The organism is Sphingomonas sp., from assembly GCF_030145815.1.
Classification (GTDB): Bacteria; Pseudomonadota; Alphaproteobacteria; order Sphingomonadales; family Sphingomonadaceae; genus Sphingomonas.
Map to the genome: position 1 here is coordinate 18,716 of NZ_JAIXHL010000017.1, position 17,074 is coordinate 35,789.

The window sequence follows — 17,074 nt, forward strand, 5'->3', positions numbered from 1 at the left end:
CGCAGGAGGATGAGGGAGGCGGCCAAGACCGCCCCCTCATCCGACTACACGCCAGAGCGCGCTTTAGGGTCTGATCCATGACCGACTATTTCCCGGGTTTCAGCAATCACGTCTCGAGCGAGGCGGTCGCGGGCGCGCTCCCGATCGGGCGCAACTCGCCGCAGCGCCCAGCCTATGGGCTGTACGCCGAGCAATTGAGCGGCACCGCCTTCACCGCGCCGCGTCACGAAAATCGCCGTTCCTGGCTCTACCGGATGCGCCCGAGCGCCGAGCATCCGCCCTTCGCGCCTTACACCGCCGCCGCGCGCTGCGTGGCCCAGCCGGATGCAGCGCCGCTCGCGCCAAACCGCCTGCGCTGGGGACCGATCGCCGATCCCGCGCCCGGCACCGACCTGATCGATGGCATGACGACCATGCTCGTCACCCGGGACCCTGAGGATCTCGAGGGCGTTGCGGTGCATGTCTATGCCGCCAACGCCGATATGGACCGCCGCGTCTTCTTCGACGCGGATGGTGAGCTGCTGTTCATCCCGCAGGCCGGGCGACTGACGCTCCTGACCGAACTGGGGCGGATCGACATCGCCCCCGGCCAGATCGCGCTGATCCCGCGTGGCGTGCGCTTTCGTGCGCTGCTGCCCGACGGCACCGCGCGCGGCTATGTCGCGGAGAATTACGGCGCGCTGTTCCGCCTCCCCGATCTCGGCCCGATCGGCGCCAACGGCCTCGCCAACCCGCGCGATTTCGAGACGCCGGCGGCATGGTATGAGGATCGCGACGAGCCGTTCGAGGTCATCCAGAAGTCGCTCGGTCAGCTGTGGACCACGACCATCGACCACAGCCCGCTCGACGTCGTGGCATGGCACGGCAATCTCGCGCCGTGGCGCTATGACCTGTCGCGGTTCAACACGATGAACACGGTCAGCTTCGACCATCCCGATCCGTCGATCTTCACTGTCCTCACCTCGCCGAGCGACGTGCCGGGCCGCGCGAACGCCGATTTCGTGATCTTCCCGCCGCGCTGGATGGTCGCCGAAGACACGTTCCGCCCGCCCTGGTTCCACCGCAACGTGATGAGCGAGGCGATGGGCCTGATCCACGGTGCATATGATGCCAAGGCCGACGGCTTCGTCCCTGGCGGACTGTCGCTGCACAATCTGATGGCCGGCCACGGCCCCGATGTCGCGAGCTGGGAGGGCGCGAGCAAAGCGGATCTCAAGCCGCACAAGATCGACGGTACGATGGCGTTCATGGTCGAAACCTGCTGGCCCTACCGCCCGACCACGCATGCGCTGGCGACGGCGCAGGAGGACTATGATGCGGCCTGGGCTGGCTTCCCGAAGGCGCAGCTGCCCGAGTGAGCGAGCGCCTCACCGCCACCCCGCCGGGTGTCCGGCTCGGCCCGCTCGACCTGATCGCCGACGGCGCCGCGCGCAACTTCGTGCTGGAAATGAAGGCCGGGCGCTTCCACGGCTTCGCGGTGCGCAGCGGCGACCGCGTCGCGGGCTATGTCGATCGCTGCCCGCATATGGGGCTGCCGCTCGCGCAACAGCTCGACGCGTATCTCACCGGCGATAGCGGCATGATCCAGTGCAGCTGGCACGGAGCCTTGTTTCGCATCGCGGACGGGATGTGCGTCGGCGGCCCGTGTACGGGCGCTGCACTCACCGCGTGGCCGCTCGAAGTGCGCGACGGCGCGATCTTTACCGCTTAAGCCGCCGCAACGTCGTTATGCGCCGGAATCGGCGCAGGTGTGTCCTTGCCCATCAGCGCATCGGTGAACAGCGTCCGCCACCACACCACATCCTCGGCCTCGACATTGTCCATCATCGATCGCCAGCGCGCCTTGCGCTCCTCACGGCTCATGCGCAACGCCTGCATGATCGCGTCGGACACTTCGTCGGCGCTGTAGGGATTGACCAGCACCGCGTCCTTGAGCTGCGCCGCTGCGCCTGCAAAGCGCGACAGGATCAGCACACCGGGATCCTCGGGGTCCTGCGCCGCGACATATTCCTTCGCGACCAGGTTCATCCCGTCGCGCAGCGGCGTCACCAGCCCGATCCGCGCCGCGCGATAGATGCCCGCGAGCACGTCGCGCGGATAGCCCTGGTTGACGTAGCGGATCGGGACCCAGTCGGTGTCGGCATAGGCGCCGTTGATCCGCCCCGACAGCCCCTCCAGCGCGGTGCGGATCTTCTTGTAGCTCTCCACCGCCCCGCGCGACGGCGGCGCGATCTGGAGCAGGAACACTTCCTTGCGCTCCTCGGGATGCTCCGCGAGGAAGCGTTCGTAGCCCGCGAAACGCTCCTCCAGCCCCTTCGAGTAATCGAGCCGGTCAACCCCGACGATCATGTCGCGTCCGACCGCGCTGTCGCGCATCCGGCGATAGGCGAGCTTTGCTGCGGCGGTCGATGCGCCCGCGACGAACTCCTTGCAGTCGATCCCGATTGGCGCGACGATCGCGCGCAGCCGCCGCTCGCCCAGCACCAAAGTGTCGCCCTCGACCGTCGCACCCAGCTCATAGGTCGCATAGTCGCGGAACGAGTCGAGCCATTCCTGCGTGTGAAACCCGACCAGGTCATAGGCGAACATCGTGCGCACCAGCTCCTGCGCCTCGGGCATGGTCGCAAGCAGGCGGCGCGGCGGCCACGGGATGTGGAGGAAGAATCCAATCCGGTTCTTCACGCCACGGTCGCGTAGGCACTGGCCCAGCGGGAACATGTGATAGTCCTGCACCCACAAAATGTCCTCGCTCTCGACCAGCGGACGCAGCGTGTCGGCGAAGCGCTCGTTCACGCGCTGATAGCCCCCGGCAAAGCCGCGCTCATATTCGGCAAGGTCGATGCGATAGTGAAAAAGCGGCCACAGCGTCCGGTTGGCGTAGCCGTTATAATATTCCTCGATATCCTGCTCTTCGAGGTCGACGGTCGCGGTGGTCACGCCCTGCGCGCGCTGGAAATTGATCTGGCCGGTAAATTCCTCGACAGTCTCTCCCGACCAGCCGAACCAGATGCCGCCAAATTCGCGGATCGCCGCCTGCAATGCGACGGCAAGACCGCCCTGCGCGCCGGCATGCGAATCCTTGGGCGCGGATACTCGGTTGGAGATGATGATCAGGCGGCTCATCTTATGGCGCTCCACGGTTTGCTCAGCAGGACGGCGCAATTGATCATGCCGACCAGCGAGTAGGTCTGGGGGTAGTTCCCCCACAATTCCCCGCTCACGGGGTCGATATCCTCGGACAACAGGCCAGCGGCGGTGCGCCGCTCCAGCATCTCGGCGAACAGAGCGCGCGCATCGGCGTCGCGGCCGGTGAAGTGCAGCGCCTCGATCAGCCAGAAGGTACAGACGTTGAACGCGGTTTCGGGCAGCCCGAAATCATCCTCGGTCGCGTAGCGCAGCATATGGCTGCCGCGTCGCAATCCCTCTTCCACTGCAGCGAGCGTACCGCGGAAGCGGTCGTCATCGGGCGACATGAAGCGCAGGTCGAGCAGCTGGATCAGGCTGGCGTCGAGATCGTCGCCGCTGAACGTCGCCGACATGCGGTTGGTCTCGGGCCGCCACGCCGCGTCCTCGATCGCCTTGCGCATCCGGTCCGCCCGCTCCTGCCACAGCGCGCGATCGCCTTCGAGCCCCAGCCGCTCGGCAGCATTGGCGAGCCGGTCGCACGCTGCCCAGCACATCGCGGCGGAATAGGTGTGGACGCTTTGCCGCGTGCGCAGCTCCCACAGGCCCGCATCGGGCTTGTCGAACAGCTCGACCGCGCGTTCGCCGACGCGCGCCAGCGCCTCAAAATCCTCGCGCCCGGCCATGCGGAACAGGCGCTGATCGAAGAACGCCTGCACGTTCGACAAGACGATCTGGCCGTAGGCGTCGTGCTGAACCTGCTCGTAAGCCAGGTTGCCGACGCGCACCGGCCCCATGCCGCGATAGCCGGCGAGGCGCGGCGCTTCGCTCTCGATCAGCACGCTCTCGCCCTGTACGCCATAAAGCGGCTGAATATGCCCACCCTTGGCCTGATCGACAATGTTGCGCAGATAGGCGAGATACCCCTCCAGCACGTCGAGCGCGCCGACGCGGTTGAGCGCCTGAACGGTGTAATAGGCGTCGCGGATCCAGCAGTAGCGATAGTCCCAGTTGCGCCCGCTATTGGCATGTTCGGGGATCGAGGTGGTCAGCGCGGCGACGATCGCGCCGGTTTCCTCGTGCTGGCACAGCTTCAGCGTGATCGCGCTGCGGATCACGACATCTTGCCATTCGAACGGCGTCGCGAGGCCGCGCGCCCAATTCTGCCAGTGGTAGGTCGTGTAGCCCAGCATCTCCTCCAGCGTGGTCGCGAGATTCCCGGCGAAGCTTTCATCCGGACCGAGGAAGAAATGCAGCGGCTTTTCGACGCGGAAGCAGCGCTCATCCATCATCAACCCGACCGGGGCGTTGGTCGACAGCCGCAGCTGCATCCCGTCGAGCAGATAGCGGATATGGTTCGAGCCCGCCGTGGTCAGCACCGCCGGATCGCCCCAGTTGCGCGTCGGGCGCAGGCGGACACAGATGCGCGGCGATCCCGCCACCGGACGCACGATCCGCGCGAACGCGACGGGGCGATACATTCGGCCCAACCGCTCGAAGCGCGGGCAGAAATCGGTGATCTCGATCGCGCTGCCGTTGCTGTCGGTCATGCGCGTGACGAGGATCGGCGTGTTCGTCAGATAATGCTGCTCGACGCTGGCGCAGTCCTCCAGGTCGATCGCCCAAAGCCCGACCGCATCGTCGGAACGCGGGTCGCGCCCGTCGAGCAAGGACGAGAAGAGCGGATCGCCATCCACCTTGGGCGCACACGCCCAGACGAAACGACCGGCGCGGTCGATCAGCGCGCTGACCTGGCAATTGCCGATCGGCCACAGGTCAAGATTGGGCGTCATGCCGGGTTCTCCGCAATCGTTTCGAGCCAGCGCAGCGCGGAGGCCACATCGGGCAAGCGATAGGCGGCCTCGGTCTCCCGAACCGGACCGACCAGCACGCCGGCTCCGCCGAGCCGCGCGACCGTGGCAAAGCCGGGTTCGTCGGTCAGATCGTCGCCCAGAAACACCGGGCGCGACCCGGCAAAGGGCATTGCGCCCATCAGCGCGGCAATGGCGCGGCCTTTGTCGCCCGGCGCGCGCAGTTCGAACACCATCTTGCCACGCTGAAGCGTCAGGCCAGTCGTTGCGGCCAGTTCCTCGGCCAGCGCGCGGGCCTCGGTTTCGGCAGCGGGCACGCCGCGATAATGGAGGCCCACGCCGAGCGGCTTGATCTCGACCACGAGGCCGGGAAGCGTTGCGGCAAGCGCATGGAAGCGTTCCGCGACGGTATCGAGCGCGGCCGGGCGTTCGGGCATTTCCGCCCGCTCGACACCGCGCAATTCTGCGCCATGGCTGCCGACGATCGGACAATCGAGCCCGCCGAACAGCGCATCGATCTCAGCCGCTCCGCGCCCGCTGACAATCGCAATGCGGCCATCGAAACGCCTCGACAATTGCGAGATCAGATCGCGCAGCCGATCATCGACCGCAACCGCATCAGGACGCGGCGCGATCTCGACCAGCGTTCCGTCAAAGTCGAGAAACAGGCTGGCACCATCGGCCAGATGGGCGGGAGGCGGTGCCAGCAGCGCCGCCGTGTTCGGTTCCATGAGCTCGGGCATCGACAGGGCAATGCATCCGGAACGCAATCGTTCCGAAATTTCTGCTGCAATGCGGCGGAAAGTCGGTCAGAGGCTGGCCTTACGCCAGTTCGCGCACCCGCGCCGGTTCGGGGTTGGAAAACTCCATCCCCTCATCGATCCCGCCAAATTTCAGGTCAATCAGGTCGAGCGCATAATTCTGATGCACCCGCCACGGGCGCTTGTCGCCCTGCTTGGGGAAGCGGTCGATCGCGCGCTGGACATAGCCGGAGGTGAAGCTGAGGAAATCCTCCCGCGTCACGTCGGCCCCGACGCGCGGCGTTGCCTGACGCATTCCGCGTTTCTTCATCGTGTTCAGCAGCCGCGCGACATAGGCGCAGGTCAGGTCCGACTTCAGCGTCCAGCTGGCATTGGTATAGCCGAAGGACGAGGCGAGGTTCGGAATGTCCGAATACATCATCGCCTTGTAGCCCAATGACTGCGCCGGCTCGACCCGCTGTCCATCGACGGTGAACGGCACCCCGCCCATCAGCTGCAGGTCCAGCCCCGTCGCGGTGACGATGATATCGGCGGGCAGCAGTTCGCCCGACTTCGACCGGACGCCGTCCGCCTCGAACCGCTCGATATGATCGGTGACCACCGACGCCCGCCCCTCGCGGATCGCGGCGAACAGATCGGCATCGGGGACGAGGCAGATACGCTGATCCCACGGATTATAGCTGGGTGTGAAGTGCGTCGCGACATCATAGTCCGGCCCGAGTTCATCGCGGACCATCTGCACGATCCGCTCCTTGGTCTGCTCCGGCTTCTTGCGCGCGATGCGGTAGAAGAGCTGCTGCATCCCGACATTCTTGAAGCGGGTCAGGCGATAGGCGAGCTTGGCGGGCAGCTTCGTCCGGAGCCAGTTGGCGATGCCATCCTCGCTCGGCCGCGAGACAATATAGGTGGGCGAGCGCTGGAGCATCGTCACATGCGCCGCCGTCTTCGCCATTTCCGGAACCAGCGTCACCGCAGTCGCGCCCGACCCGATCACGACGACGCGCTTGCCCGCATAGTCCAGCCCCTCGGGCCAATGCTGCGGATGGACGATCGTGCCCGCGAAATCCTCCCGCCCCTCGAAATGGGGGAGGTAGCCAGCCTCGTAATTATAATAGCCCGAGCACATGAAGAGGAAGTTGCAGGTAAACTCCACCCGCTCCCGCTCCGCCCCGCGCTCGACCGTCACCGTCCAGCGCGCATCGGGCGTGGACCAGCTCGCCGCCACAACACGATGCTGGTGGCGGATATGCCGGTCGATGCCATGTTCGCGCGCGGTCTCGTAGAGATAGCGCAGGATCGACGGCCCATCGGCAATCGCCTTCGCCTCCGTCCACGGCTTGAAGCTGTAGCCGAGCGTATACATGTCGCTGTCCGAGCGGATGCCGGGATAGCGGAACAGGTCCCATGTCCCGCCAAGTCGCTCCCTTCCCTCCAGGATCACATAGGAGCGGTCCGGGCAGTCGCGCTGCAGGAAATATCCCGCGCCGATGCCGGAAATCCCGGCACCCACCACCACCACGTCGAAATGCTCGGCCATCGCGCTCTCCTGACCCCGATACTTACATGCGTGTAAGTTGAGCGCAATGGGGTGCGGTCACCGCCGCGCGGGCGGGCAGAGGGCGACGCTGGAACTACGCTGATCGATCAGCAACGCGAACTTGCTCAGCGCATGCGCGCCGACCAGCAGCTCGGGAAAACGGTCGGACACGCGCACTTCGACATTGGCGAGCGATGCTGCACCGATGCGGAACGGCCCGGCCATGGTCGCGCGATCGATCTTGATGGTCGTATTGGTCAGATTTCCTTCGCCGCTTGCGGTGATCGCGCCGCCCCCAATCCGGTCGAACAGCGACCGGGGCAGGACAAACGCAACATTCGCGCCGGTGTCCAACTGCCCTTCTGTGACCACCGGTCCGATCGTCACGGGCACGCGGAATGCGCGCTGATAGGGGAGAACACCCGGCGCGCTTGGTGTCAGTTCAGCCGCGCGGGTGAAGGTCAAACGGCGGTTGGGATAGTCGATCACCAGCAACCCGTCGGCAAAGAAGTCGCGCCCGATGATGCCGTCGAACGCCGCCTCCTTCGACATGCGGCCATTATAGTCGCGGGTGATGACGCTGAGGTCGCGGCGCACAAGCTGGCCGAGCTCAAGCGAGTCCAGCGACACCTTGTCCACTTGCGCGGTCGCAACGCCGTCCGACGACTTGCCGGAACCGGTGACGGTGAGCCCGAGCGCCGCAACCAGCCGCGCGTCGGCCCGTCCCAGACCGCTCGCCCCGGTATCGACGGCGAAGCGGAACGGCCCCTTCCCGTTGACCCGCGCGATGACATAGATGCGGCCATCGACCGTCTCGAACGGCACGCTGACGATCGCGTCCTTCGCCGCCACTTCGGTCAGCGAACACACCGCTGGCAGCTCTTCCGCATGCCCCGATGCAACGCCGGCTGTCGCCGCCAAGACCAGTGTAACCGCCTTGATCATACCCGCCACCTCACCCCTGCGCGATCCCGAACTGTATTAGTTCAGTAAGTCACGGGAGTGTCAACTACGGCGTCACTTCGCGTCTGGCACCTTCGCATTCTTCACATATGTGTCGAACCAGTCGAACATCTCATCGAGCGTGTGCAGCACGGATTCGCGCCCGCGATAGCCATGGTCCTCATGCGGCAGCATCACCAGCCGCGCGGTGCCGCCGGTGCCCTTGACCGCCGCGAACATCCGCTTCGACTGTTCGGGGAAGGTGCCCGGGTTGCTGTCATTCTCGCCATGGATGAACAGGATCGGCTCGTTGATCTTGTTCGCCGCCATAAACGGGCTCAGCCGGTAATAGGTGTCGGCTGCGTCCCAGAACACCCGCCGCTCCGACTGGAAGCCGAACGGGGTGAGCGTCCGGTTATAGGCACCCGAACGCGCGATGCCCGCGCGGAACAGGTCGCTTTGCGCCAGCAGATGCGCGGTCATGAACGCGCCATAGCTGTGCCCGCCAACGCCGACGCGCACGCCATCGCCAAAGCCGCGCTGCACGGTGAAGTCCACCGCCGCCTTGGCGCTCGCGACGATCTGTTCGATGAAGCTGTCATTGACCGTTTCGGGGTTCGCACCGACCACCGGCATGGCCGCGCGATCCAGCACCGCATAGCCCTGGGTCAGGAAGAACAGATGCGACATCCCGCTGATCCGGGTGAAGCGATAGGGGGAGTCGCGGTTCTGCCCGGCGGTCGCCGCATCGTTGAATTCGCGCGGATAGGCCCAGACCACGACCGGGAGCTTGTCCCCGGGCTTGTAACCGGGCGGCAGATACAGGGTCGCGGTCAGATCGACGCCATCGGCGCGCTTGTAAATGACCAGTTCGCGCTGGATTCCGGTCAGTTCGGGGTGCGGATCGGGGAAGTTGGTCAGGAAGCGCGCGGTGCCACTTGCGTGAAGCCGCAAATTGCCCGGATTGGTCGGGCTTTCATAAGAAGTGATGAAGCTGCGTCCGTCATCGGAGAGCACATCGACGACCGTTTCAAGCTGCTCGCCCGAATTGCGCCAGAGCTCTTCGGTCTTCAGCGTCGTCAGGTCGAAGCGGCGCAGGAACGGGCGCAACCCGTCTGGCGTCGCACCCTCGCCTGAAAGGAGCAGCTTGCCATCGCTGCTGCGCGCGACATCGAAACCGCTCCCGGTGACGGTCGTCAGTGGGCTGCCCGGGTCGGCATAGGCATCCTGCACGTTGCGGATGCTGAGCTGGCGTGGCGCGCTGCCACCCGTCACATCGACCAACGTTTCGCGCAGTTCGCGGGTGTCGCGATCATAGTCGCGCACGATCAGGTCATCCGACTGCTCGATCCCGTAGGTTCCGGCAGCCCGGTCCTCAAGCCGCGCGAGCAGTCGGGGCGTGCCATTGAACGGCGCGGCGAGCGCGAGCAGATTGTCGCGATTGGTCGATTTGGTGCGCGGATCGCCGCCATCCTGCGCCTCGCTCCACAGCAGCAGCGCGCCTTCCGTCGGATGCCATTCGATGTTGCGGCGCCCGGTCACGACGCCCTGCACCGGCAGCGCATCGGCGAGCGGCTGCTTCGCGATTGTCTGCACCAGCTTGCCGTCGCGCGTATAGACCGCGCTGGTGACCGGAAACCGGCTCCACGGCACCTGATAGGAGAAGGGCCGCTCGAGCCATTCCATCAGCAGATACTTGCCGTCGGGCGACGGCGTGACCGATGTGTAGATACGCGGCGCGCCCACCGCGCGCCGCGTTCCATCGGGTCCGAGGATCACCGGCTGGCTGGTCGCGAGCCAGGCGAACATCGCCTCGTCATGCGGGTTTTGGAGCAGGTCCTGATAGGTGCGCGTCTGCGCCGCCTTGCCGCCCGTCGCTTCCTGGATTGCCGGCCCGACCGGGGTCAGCGAACGGACCGGCATCGGTCCGCGCCGTTCGGGGATCGTCAGCACGAGCAGCGATCCATCGGCCAGCCAGCGCGCATTCTGGAAGATCGGGTTGACCCCGCCCGTCATCACCTTGCGCGCCTGCGCCGTCTTCGCGTCGAGCACATAGAGGTCAATCGCGTCGGCGCGGGTGTTGGTGAAGACCAGCTTCGATCCGTCCGGTGCCCAAGCCACGTCGGAAATATCGGGATCGGCGGGCAGCGTGACCCGGCGCACGGTGCCACGCGCGATGTCCTGCAGCGACAGACCCACCGACGCGCGCGTGCCGTGGCGATCGTTGATCGACGGGTCGAGCCGCAGCCCCGCCAGCTTCTCCATCGGCTTGGCCAGATCGGCGACCGGGGGCAACGCGACGCGCTCCATCAGCAACATCTGCGAGCCATCGGGCGACACCGACACGCCCGGGCTGGGCGCGCGGGTGACGATGTCGGTCACCGCCTGGGGCGGGGTCTGATAGCCCTGCTGGGCCAAGGCCGGGGCAGCGAGCCCGATCGCGAGTGCGAACGACGAGATGACAGCAAGCGATCGGTACATCAGTGACCCTCCGTTGCGCCCTGCCTAGGCGCAACGGGGGCGATCGATCAACCGCGTCCTGCGATGGACGGCACGGCTATCCCCTCAATAATCCTTGGAATATTTGAGGCCCGCGCGCGATCCGCCGAACGATCCCGTCTGCGACAACAGGCTGAGCGCGCGGGTCAGCGCGATCTCCAGCTGCACCGCAGTAAAGCCGCGCGCGTCGGTGATGATCTCCACATAGATGTCGTCGGTCAGATACTGCCCCGCCGCGAGCGCCATGCCGCGACCGGTGGTGTCGTCCTCACCCAGAATGCGCAGCCGGTCGATCCCCGCCGCCGAGCGCAGCTGGCCGAGCGGGTTAAGGCCGCCGCCCGTCGCGCGCAGCGAGTTCAGTGCAGCCGCGAGCTGAATCGCCTCGGTCGCCGACAAATTGGTGACCGAGCTGCCGAACAACAGCCGCGAGAGCACTTCGTCTTGCGGCAGGCTGGGAGTCGAGTTGAACGCGATGCGCGGCACCTGTCCGCTGCCGGTGATGTTGATGTTGGCGGTCACGCCCTCAGCCGTGGTGCTGGCGGCAATGTTGATCTGCGGATCAGCGAGCGGCCCGCCCTCGAAGCTCACGATCCCGCGCGTCAGCTCGAAGCGGCGGCTGGCAAAGCTGTAGGTGCCGCGCACCACACGCGCCTCACCGGTGACGATCGGTGCTGCGGAGGTGCCGGTCACCTGCATCCGCGCGCTCCATTCGGATTCGAGGCCCATGCCCGACACGAACAGGCGGTTGTCGGCGACGATGCTGACATTCAGCTTGAAGATGCCGGCGGGTTTGGCGCGGACGGGGCGCTTGCCATCCTCGGTCAGCTCGCTCTTGCGATAGACTCCGGTCAGCTCGGGCACTTCGGCGGCGCCCTGGCGGATGATCTGGTAGCGGGCTTCGGGGATGATGATCCGCCCCTCGATCAAGCCACCATCCAGCCCGTTGGTGATGCGCAGCTGGCCAGTCGCGGTCGCGCCAAGGGAATTGCTGCGCGCCAGCCGGGCGTTACGGAAACGCGCGGTGATATCGATCGGGAACCCCTGCTCTGCGGACAGGCCGATGGTGCCCGCAGCGGTCAGGCGACCATTGCCCGCGACTGCCTCAAGCTGCTCAATCTCCAGCGAATCGCTGTCGAACCGCCCCTGCACCGACATTTGCGACAGCCGCGTGCCCCAGGTCTCATTCTCATAAGTCAGCTTCTCACCGCGCAGTTGCCCGGCAAGTTGCGGCGCACGCACCTGTCCCGAGAAGTCGGCGGCGAGGGCGACCGGCCCCGACAGGCTTTGATTGGGGAAGCCGGCCATCGAGAACAGCACCGAAGACGGGCCATTATAGCGGATGCCGCCCGAGAGCGGCGCCGCGAGCAAGCGCGTCGTCCAGCTGCCCGCGCCCGGTCCGAGCGGCTGAAGGCTCGCCACCATCCGCCCGATCGTGGTTGATCCGCGCTTGATCAGCGCGCGCGCGTCACCGCCATCGGGCAGCAGCAGCCCGACGAAGCTGATATCCACCGGCGACGACACGCCGCCGAGGCTGGAGCGGGTGAAGTTGCTGACATTGAGCCGCGCGATCGCCTGCGGGAAGGTGGCGTCGCTGGCCTGGCTGAAGTCGAGCGCCCCGGTCACCGTACCGCCAAGGCCGGCGGTGCGCGACAGCGCGTTAGCGACCGACAGGTCGAGCTTGTCGAGCCGCGCCTGCACGCGCAGCCCCTCGCCCCAATTGCCCGACAGCCGCATGCTGCCCTGATCGAAATCGATCCGTGCGGGCGCAAGCGTATAGGTCGATCCGGCAATCGCGATCTGCGCCGGCTGGGCGGTCTTGAAGCCGATATTGTTTGCGCGGCCAGCTAGCGCCACGCGCCACAGATTGGGCTCGAACCGCGCATTGGCGGCGACGCGGAACGGGACAGCGGTGGATCCTTCGACCAGCGCCTGCGCGCTGCCCTTGCCGCCGCGATAGTCGATCTTCGCCCGCGCGCGGGTCAGCGTAAATTGCGCGTTGCGCAGGTTCGCGACCTGCGCCTCCCCCGTGATGGCGGGGGCGTCGTCATAAAGGATCGCGGTGCCGTTGATGATCGCGCGACCGATCACCAGCTCCATATCGCCGGGGATCGTGGCGTTGTTCGCGGTCGCGCGCACGACCGCCTGCTGATACTGGCCCGCCGCCGACAGCGCGAGCGACCCGTCGAGGCCCGACCCGGCAAAGCGCAGATCGCCGTCGAACGGCCCGGCCGCAGTCTGGACCAGCTGGCCCTTGAAATCGGCGCCGGCAAAACGCCCGCTGCGCACATCGATCGCGAGGCGCTCGCCGGTGCGCACCAGCACATCGGCGGTGAAGGGGCCGTAGCTGGTGTCGCCCTTGGCATCGACGGCATAGGCGCCATTGTCGCCGACGATTCGCGCTTCGAGATTGGCAAGGCCGACACCTACACCCGGACGCGGCGCGCGCAGGTTGACGACCGGGCGGGTCAGGCTGCCGGTCACGCGGGCGGACAATGGACCATAAGCGTTGGACCAGGCGTCAGCGGTCAGGCTGAGCGGACCGGCGGGATCATAGCGTCCCGATCCCCGGATCACGCGAAACAGCGGCGCGGCAACCTTCAGATCGCTGAAGCGGATGATCCCATCCGGCCCGAAATCGAGCGAGACGCGCGCGACGGCATTACCGCCGAGGAAGCTGCGTACGCCATCGTTGAACAACCGCGTGCTGCGCCCGACGATCCGCCCCTTGATCCCCCAGCCACCGCCAGCAGCGGCATAGAGATCGGCGTCGGTCTCTAGATTGACGATGCCGATGCTGTCGATCTGGTAATCGTTTACGCGCCCCTTGAGCGCACCCGTATAGCGTCCGGTGCTCATGTCGGCGGCGAGGATCGCGGTCGCATCGATCCGGTCGGAGCGGATACGGAGATTCTCCGACAGGATCTGGTCGCCGGTAATCGCTAGATCGCCCGCCAGCGTGACATTGGTCAGCAAGCCCCCGGCGGCGGCATTAAGGCCGGAAATGCGCGCCGCCTGCGCCTTGACCGGGATCAAGATGCGGTCGGCATTCACTGTCGCCAACCCCTCGGCATAAAGCCGTTCGACCACCGTCTCGCCAAAACCCAGTGCGGCGGCCTTGAGCTTGTAGTCGACCGTGGGGGTCGCGAACGGGCCGTTGAGCGCGACTTCGCCCGCCACCGACCGGCCATTCAAGTTCGGAGCAATCGCGCCGGGAGTCAGCAGCATTGCCTCGACCCGGAACTGGTCGAAGCGGCTTTGCCCGAGATCGATGGTGCCCATCGTCATCAGCGCCATCGCGCGCGACCGCAGCCGCAGCCGCGTATCGGCGCGACGCTGGTCCAGCGTCGCATCGAGCGCGACCTGCATCCCGCCCGCGCTCAGCCGCTCGACCGGGCCCTTCAGATAGAGGCCGGGCTGCGTCATGCCGCGCACCTGGACGGTGCCACTGCGCGCGGCGATGCGCAGATCGGCAAGCTCCCCCGCGCCGAGCCGACCGATCGCCCGCCCCTGCCAGTCGGACCAGCTGCCCGCGCCGCGGACGCGTACCGCCAGCGGTGCTTCGAGTCCGGCGAGCCCCGCGACCAGGCCGCCGACCGGCGCATTCAAATCGGCGCGCAGGTCGAGCTTGTCGTCATCCGGCACCGCATCGAGCACCAGCGCAAGCGCGTCGCCCCCGCTCTGCCCCAAGGTCCGACCATTGACGATCACCCGCGCGCGGCGATCGGCGATGTTCGCTTCGCCGGTCAGCGTTGCGATATGGCGCCGCCCGGCAACCGGTGGTTCCAGCACCAGCCGGTCGATCGCCAGTCGCCCGATATCGATATCGAGATCTGGCAGCATGGGCGCATTGGGATCGCCGCCCGGCTTGAGTTCGGGCAGGCGCGCCACGCGCACCAGCGGGCTGGTCGCCGACCGAATGTCGACATGGTTGTTCAGGAACGCGAACGGCCGCCAGTCGACTGCGATGCGCGGCGAGGTCGCGAACACGCCCTTGGGATCGCTGACCCGCACGTCGCGCAGCACCATCGCGCCATAGATCGATCCCTCGATCCGCCCAACCTTGATGTTGAGGCCCGATGCCGTGGTGTAGCCCGCCAGCCGATCCGCGACGAAACGACGCCCAACCCCGGTGTCGAGGATCGCGACCGCCGCGAGCAGCAGCATAAGGAGGCTGGCTAGCGCGATACCGGTCCATTTCGCAACGCGCTGCCATAGCGGTCGCTGCACGACCACGACCTCGGGCGCAGGCGTCTCATCGGCCATCAAAATGCCTGCCCGATCGAGATGTACAGCGCGACCTTGCTCTCGCCCGGCTTGCGCGCGATCGGGGTGGCGATGTCGAGCCGCATTGGGCCGAAATTGGTGTAGAAGCGCCCACCAATGCCCGCGCCGAAGCGGATTCGGCTGAGTTGCGGCAGCGATTCCTCATAGACCTGCCCGGCGTCGAGGAACGGCACGATCCCGAAATTGCCAAAGCGGTAGCGCGCCTCAACCGCAAATTCGTTGAAACTGCGCCCGCCAACCGGTCGGCCATCGGGGGCACGGGGGCCAAGCTCCTGATAGCCGAACCCGCGCACCGATCCGCCGCCGCCGGCATAGTAACGGCGCGACGGGGCAAGGTCGTTGCGATCGATCCCCTGGATCGTCCCGAACCGCGCGCGCCCAGCCAGCACGATGCTGTCGGTCACCGGCTGATAGATCGTCCCCTCGACCTGCGCACGGGCATAGGGTCGCGCCGTGCCGCGCACCGAAGTTTCGGGGCTGACATTCAGCTTGAGCCGCCAGCCACGCGTCGGGTTGAGCAGATTGTCGGACTGATCCCACCCGGCGAACAGCGGCACTGCGGCAATGAAATAGACGCCACGCTCACGCAGATTGCGGGTGAAATCAAACCGATCCTCGCTCGTCCCGACCAGTTCGACGCCATAGGCATAGGTCAGCTTCTTCTGCCAGATCGGGGTCGAATCGTACGAGACGCGCGCCGAGAGCGTGCCGGTCAGGCCGGTAAACGCCTCGACATCCGAGCGCAGCGCCGAAGCGATAATCTGAAAGGTGCGGTCGCGCCGCCCGGCATTGGAGCGGCGGAAGGTCGCCGACGCGCCCTGTTCCTGCGTGCCGAGCACCCCGGTCGCGATCAGCGCGCCCTCGGGCGGGAACAGGTTGCGATGGGTCCAGCTGACCTCGGCGCGGAACCCCTGCCCGGTGCTGAACCCGACTTCGCCGGCCAGCGTGCGCGGCGGCCCCTTGGTCTGGCGCACGAGCAGGTCGACCGCCTCGGTCCCATCGGGGTTGGTCTGGCCGGTCTTCACCGGCTCGACCGACACGGTCGAAAACAGGCTGGTCGCGATCAGCGCGTCGCGCAGATCATCGACCTTGCGGCTGTCGTACAGATCGGCGCGGTTGAACCGGGTCAGCACCCCGATATGGTCGGGCGGCAAGACGCTGTCGCCTTCAGTCCGGATGCCGCCGAAGCGCGCGCGCGGACCAATCGCCACGGGCAGGGTATAGTCGCCCGTGCGGGTGGTTTCGTCGAGCAGGATGTCGCGCTGGCCGACTTCGGCAAAGGGATAGCCGTTTTGCGGCAGTGCGACGCTAACCGCCGCCTCCGCCGCCTGCACGCGCACCGCGTCGATCGGCTCGCCGCTGCGCAGTTTCAGATTGTCGGCGATCAGCGCGGGCGGGACGGTCGGATCGGCCTCGACCCGGATTTCGCCCAATGTGTAGAGCGGCCCGGGTACCGCCGCGATCGTCGCCGTAACCGGCCGGTCACCCTGAGGCGTCTGTTCGATCGTCGAGATCGCGGTCGCGTCATAATAGCCAAGCGACTTCATCAGCCGCACTGCCAGCCCTTCATCCTCGCGCGCCCGTGCGCCGATGATCGCGGCATTGGCCGCGACGCCGTCGCCATCCTCCAGCGCCGACAGGTCGCGGAATTGGTCTTCCAGCCCGATCTCGTCGAGGCCTGTGACGCGTGTGGCATAGCGGATCTCGACCGCCGCTTCATCATTGGCGGCGACCGCTTCGGCGATCGGCGTTGTGTCGAACTGGCTGAGCGGCGGCAGAGGCGCAGAAATCTCCGCCTCGGCTCCCGCTTCGTCGAGCGGCGGCGCGTCCTCAATCGGCTCGACCGGCGCGATCGGCGGCGCCGGCGGAGTCATCTGTTCCAGCGGCGCGTCGATATCGTCGGATAGTTGTGGCAGCGCTTCCGAAAACTCTTCGTCCGGGACGATCGGCTTGGCATCCGCCGGGGCGGTCTGCTCCGCCGGTTTCGGATCGCGCGAAGGCGCACCCTGGCCGGGCTTGCCCGCACCACTATCGATCTGCGCAACCGCGACGCCCGGAACGAACGCAGCGCTTGCCAGCAGCAGAATGACCAGACGCACGCCCGAAATAGTCCCGCC

The 17,074-nt window shown here is 66.6% G+C and carries 10 protein-coding genes; 2 read left to right on the plus strand and 8 right to left on the minus strand.

All coding sequences use genetic code 11. The annotated features are described in order from the left end of the window. The first annotated feature begins 77 nt into the window (after nt 1-77). Both hmgA and KYX69_RS15285 read left to right on the plus strand, forming a co-directional pair. Nucleotides 78-1,358, plus strand: coding sequence for a homogentisate 1,2-dioxygenase (gene hmgA / locus KYX69_RS15280; RefSeq protein ID WP_300498709.1), 1,281 nt, complete (start codon nt 78-80; stop codon nt 1,356-1,358). After that, complete coding sequence (locus KYX69_RS15285) at nt 1,355-1,711, plus strand: Rieske (2Fe-2S) protein (protein ID WP_300498711.1); 357 nt, start codon at nt 1,355-1,357, stop codon at nt 1,709-1,711. The genes hmgA and KYX69_RS15285 overlap by 4 nt, the downstream gene beginning before the upstream one ends. Here KYX69_RS15285 and otsA read toward each other — a convergent pair. The 8 genes from otsA to KYX69_RS15325 all read right to left on the minus strand — a co-directional run bounded on the left by otsA (nt 1,708) and on the right by KYX69_RS15325 (nt 17,056). Further along, nucleotides 1,708-3,123: an alpha,alpha-trehalose-phosphate synthase (UDP-forming) gene (gene otsA / locus KYX69_RS15290; protein WP_300498713.1), complete on the minus strand. Its 1,416-nt coding sequence runs from the start codon at nt 3,121-3,123 to the stop codon at nt 1,708-1,710. The two genes, KYX69_RS15285 and otsA, sit on opposite strands and share 4 nt — an antisense overlap. Beyond that, nucleotides 3,120-4,916 (minus strand): glycoside hydrolase family 15 protein, encoded by a 1,797-nt coding sequence (locus KYX69_RS15295; protein ID WP_300498714.1) that lies wholly within the window; start codon nt 4,914-4,916, stop codon nt 3,120-3,122. The genes otsA and KYX69_RS15295 overlap by 4 nt, the downstream gene beginning before the upstream one ends. Then, complete coding sequence (gene otsB, locus KYX69_RS15300) at nt 4,913-5,677, minus strand: trehalose-phosphatase (RefSeq protein ID WP_300498715.1); 765 nt, start codon at nt 5,675-5,677, stop codon at nt 4,913-4,915. The genes KYX69_RS15295 and otsB overlap by 4 nt, the downstream gene beginning before the upstream one ends. Before the next feature lie 79 nt (nt 5,678-5,756). Beyond that, nucleotides 5,757-7,232: an NAD(P)/FAD-dependent oxidoreductase gene (locus KYX69_RS15305; protein WP_300498717.1), complete on the minus strand. Its 1,476-nt coding sequence runs from the start codon at nt 7,230-7,232 to the stop codon at nt 5,757-5,759. Nucleotides 7,233-7,289: 57 nt separating this feature from the next. Further along, on the minus strand, nt 7,290-8,177 hold the full coding sequence (locus KYX69_RS15310) for a retropepsin-like aspartic protease (RefSeq protein WP_300498719.1): 888 nt from the start codon (nt 8,175-8,177) through the stop codon (nt 7,290-7,292). Between the two features lie 72 nt (nt 8,178-8,249). Beyond that, nucleotides 8,250-10,655, minus strand: coding sequence for a prolyl oligopeptidase family serine peptidase (locus KYX69_RS15315; protein WP_300498721.1), 2,406 nt, complete (start codon nt 10,653-10,655; stop codon nt 8,250-8,252). Between the two features lie 84 nt (nt 10,656-10,739). Further along, entirely contained in the window at nt 10,740-14,936 is a 4,197-nt protein-coding gene (locus KYX69_RS15320; protein ID WP_300498722.1) for a translocation/assembly module TamB domain-containing protein, read from the minus strand. Next, a complete protein-coding gene (locus tag KYX69_RS15325; protein ID WP_300498724.1) occupies nt 14,936-17,056 on the minus strand; it encodes an autotransporter assembly complex family protein in 2,121 nt (706 codons plus the stop codon). Before KYX69_RS15325 ends, KYX69_RS15320 begins: the two co-directional genes overlap by 1 nt. Nucleotides 17,057-17,074 lie beyond the last annotated feature (18 nt).

Bases quoted from the DNA above. Each gene is read 5' to 3' on its own strand.
- hmgA (WP_300498709.1), top strand. From the start codon at position 78: ATGACCGACTATTTCCCGGGTTTCAGCAATCACGTCTCGAGCGAGGCG.
- otsA (WP_300498713.1), bottom strand. From the start codon at position 3,123: ATGAGCCGCCTGATCATCATCTCCAACCGAGTATCCGCGCCCAAGGAT.
- KYX69_RS15295 (WP_300498714.1), bottom strand. From the start codon at position 4,916: ATGACGCCCAATCTTGACCTGTGGCCGATCGGCAATTGCCAGGTCAGC.
- otsB (WP_300498715.1), bottom strand. From the start codon at position 5,677: ATGCCCGAGCTCATGGAACCGAACACGGCGGCGCTGCTGGCACCGCCT.
- KYX69_RS15305 (WP_300498717.1), bottom strand. From the start codon at position 7,232: ATGGCCGAGCATTTCGACGTGGTGGTGGTGGGTGCCGGGATTTCCGGC.
- KYX69_RS15310 (WP_300498719.1), bottom strand. From the start codon at position 8,177: ATGATCAAGGCGGTTACACTGGTCTTGGCGGCGACAGCCGGCGTTGCA.
- KYX69_RS15315 (WP_300498721.1), bottom strand. From the start codon at position 10,655: ATGTACCGATCGCTTGCTGTCATCTCGTCGTTCGCACTCGCGATCGGG.
- KYX69_RS15320 (WP_300498722.1), bottom strand. From the start codon at position 14,936: ATGGCCGATGAGACGCCTGCGCCCGAGGTCGTGGTCGTGCAGCGACCG.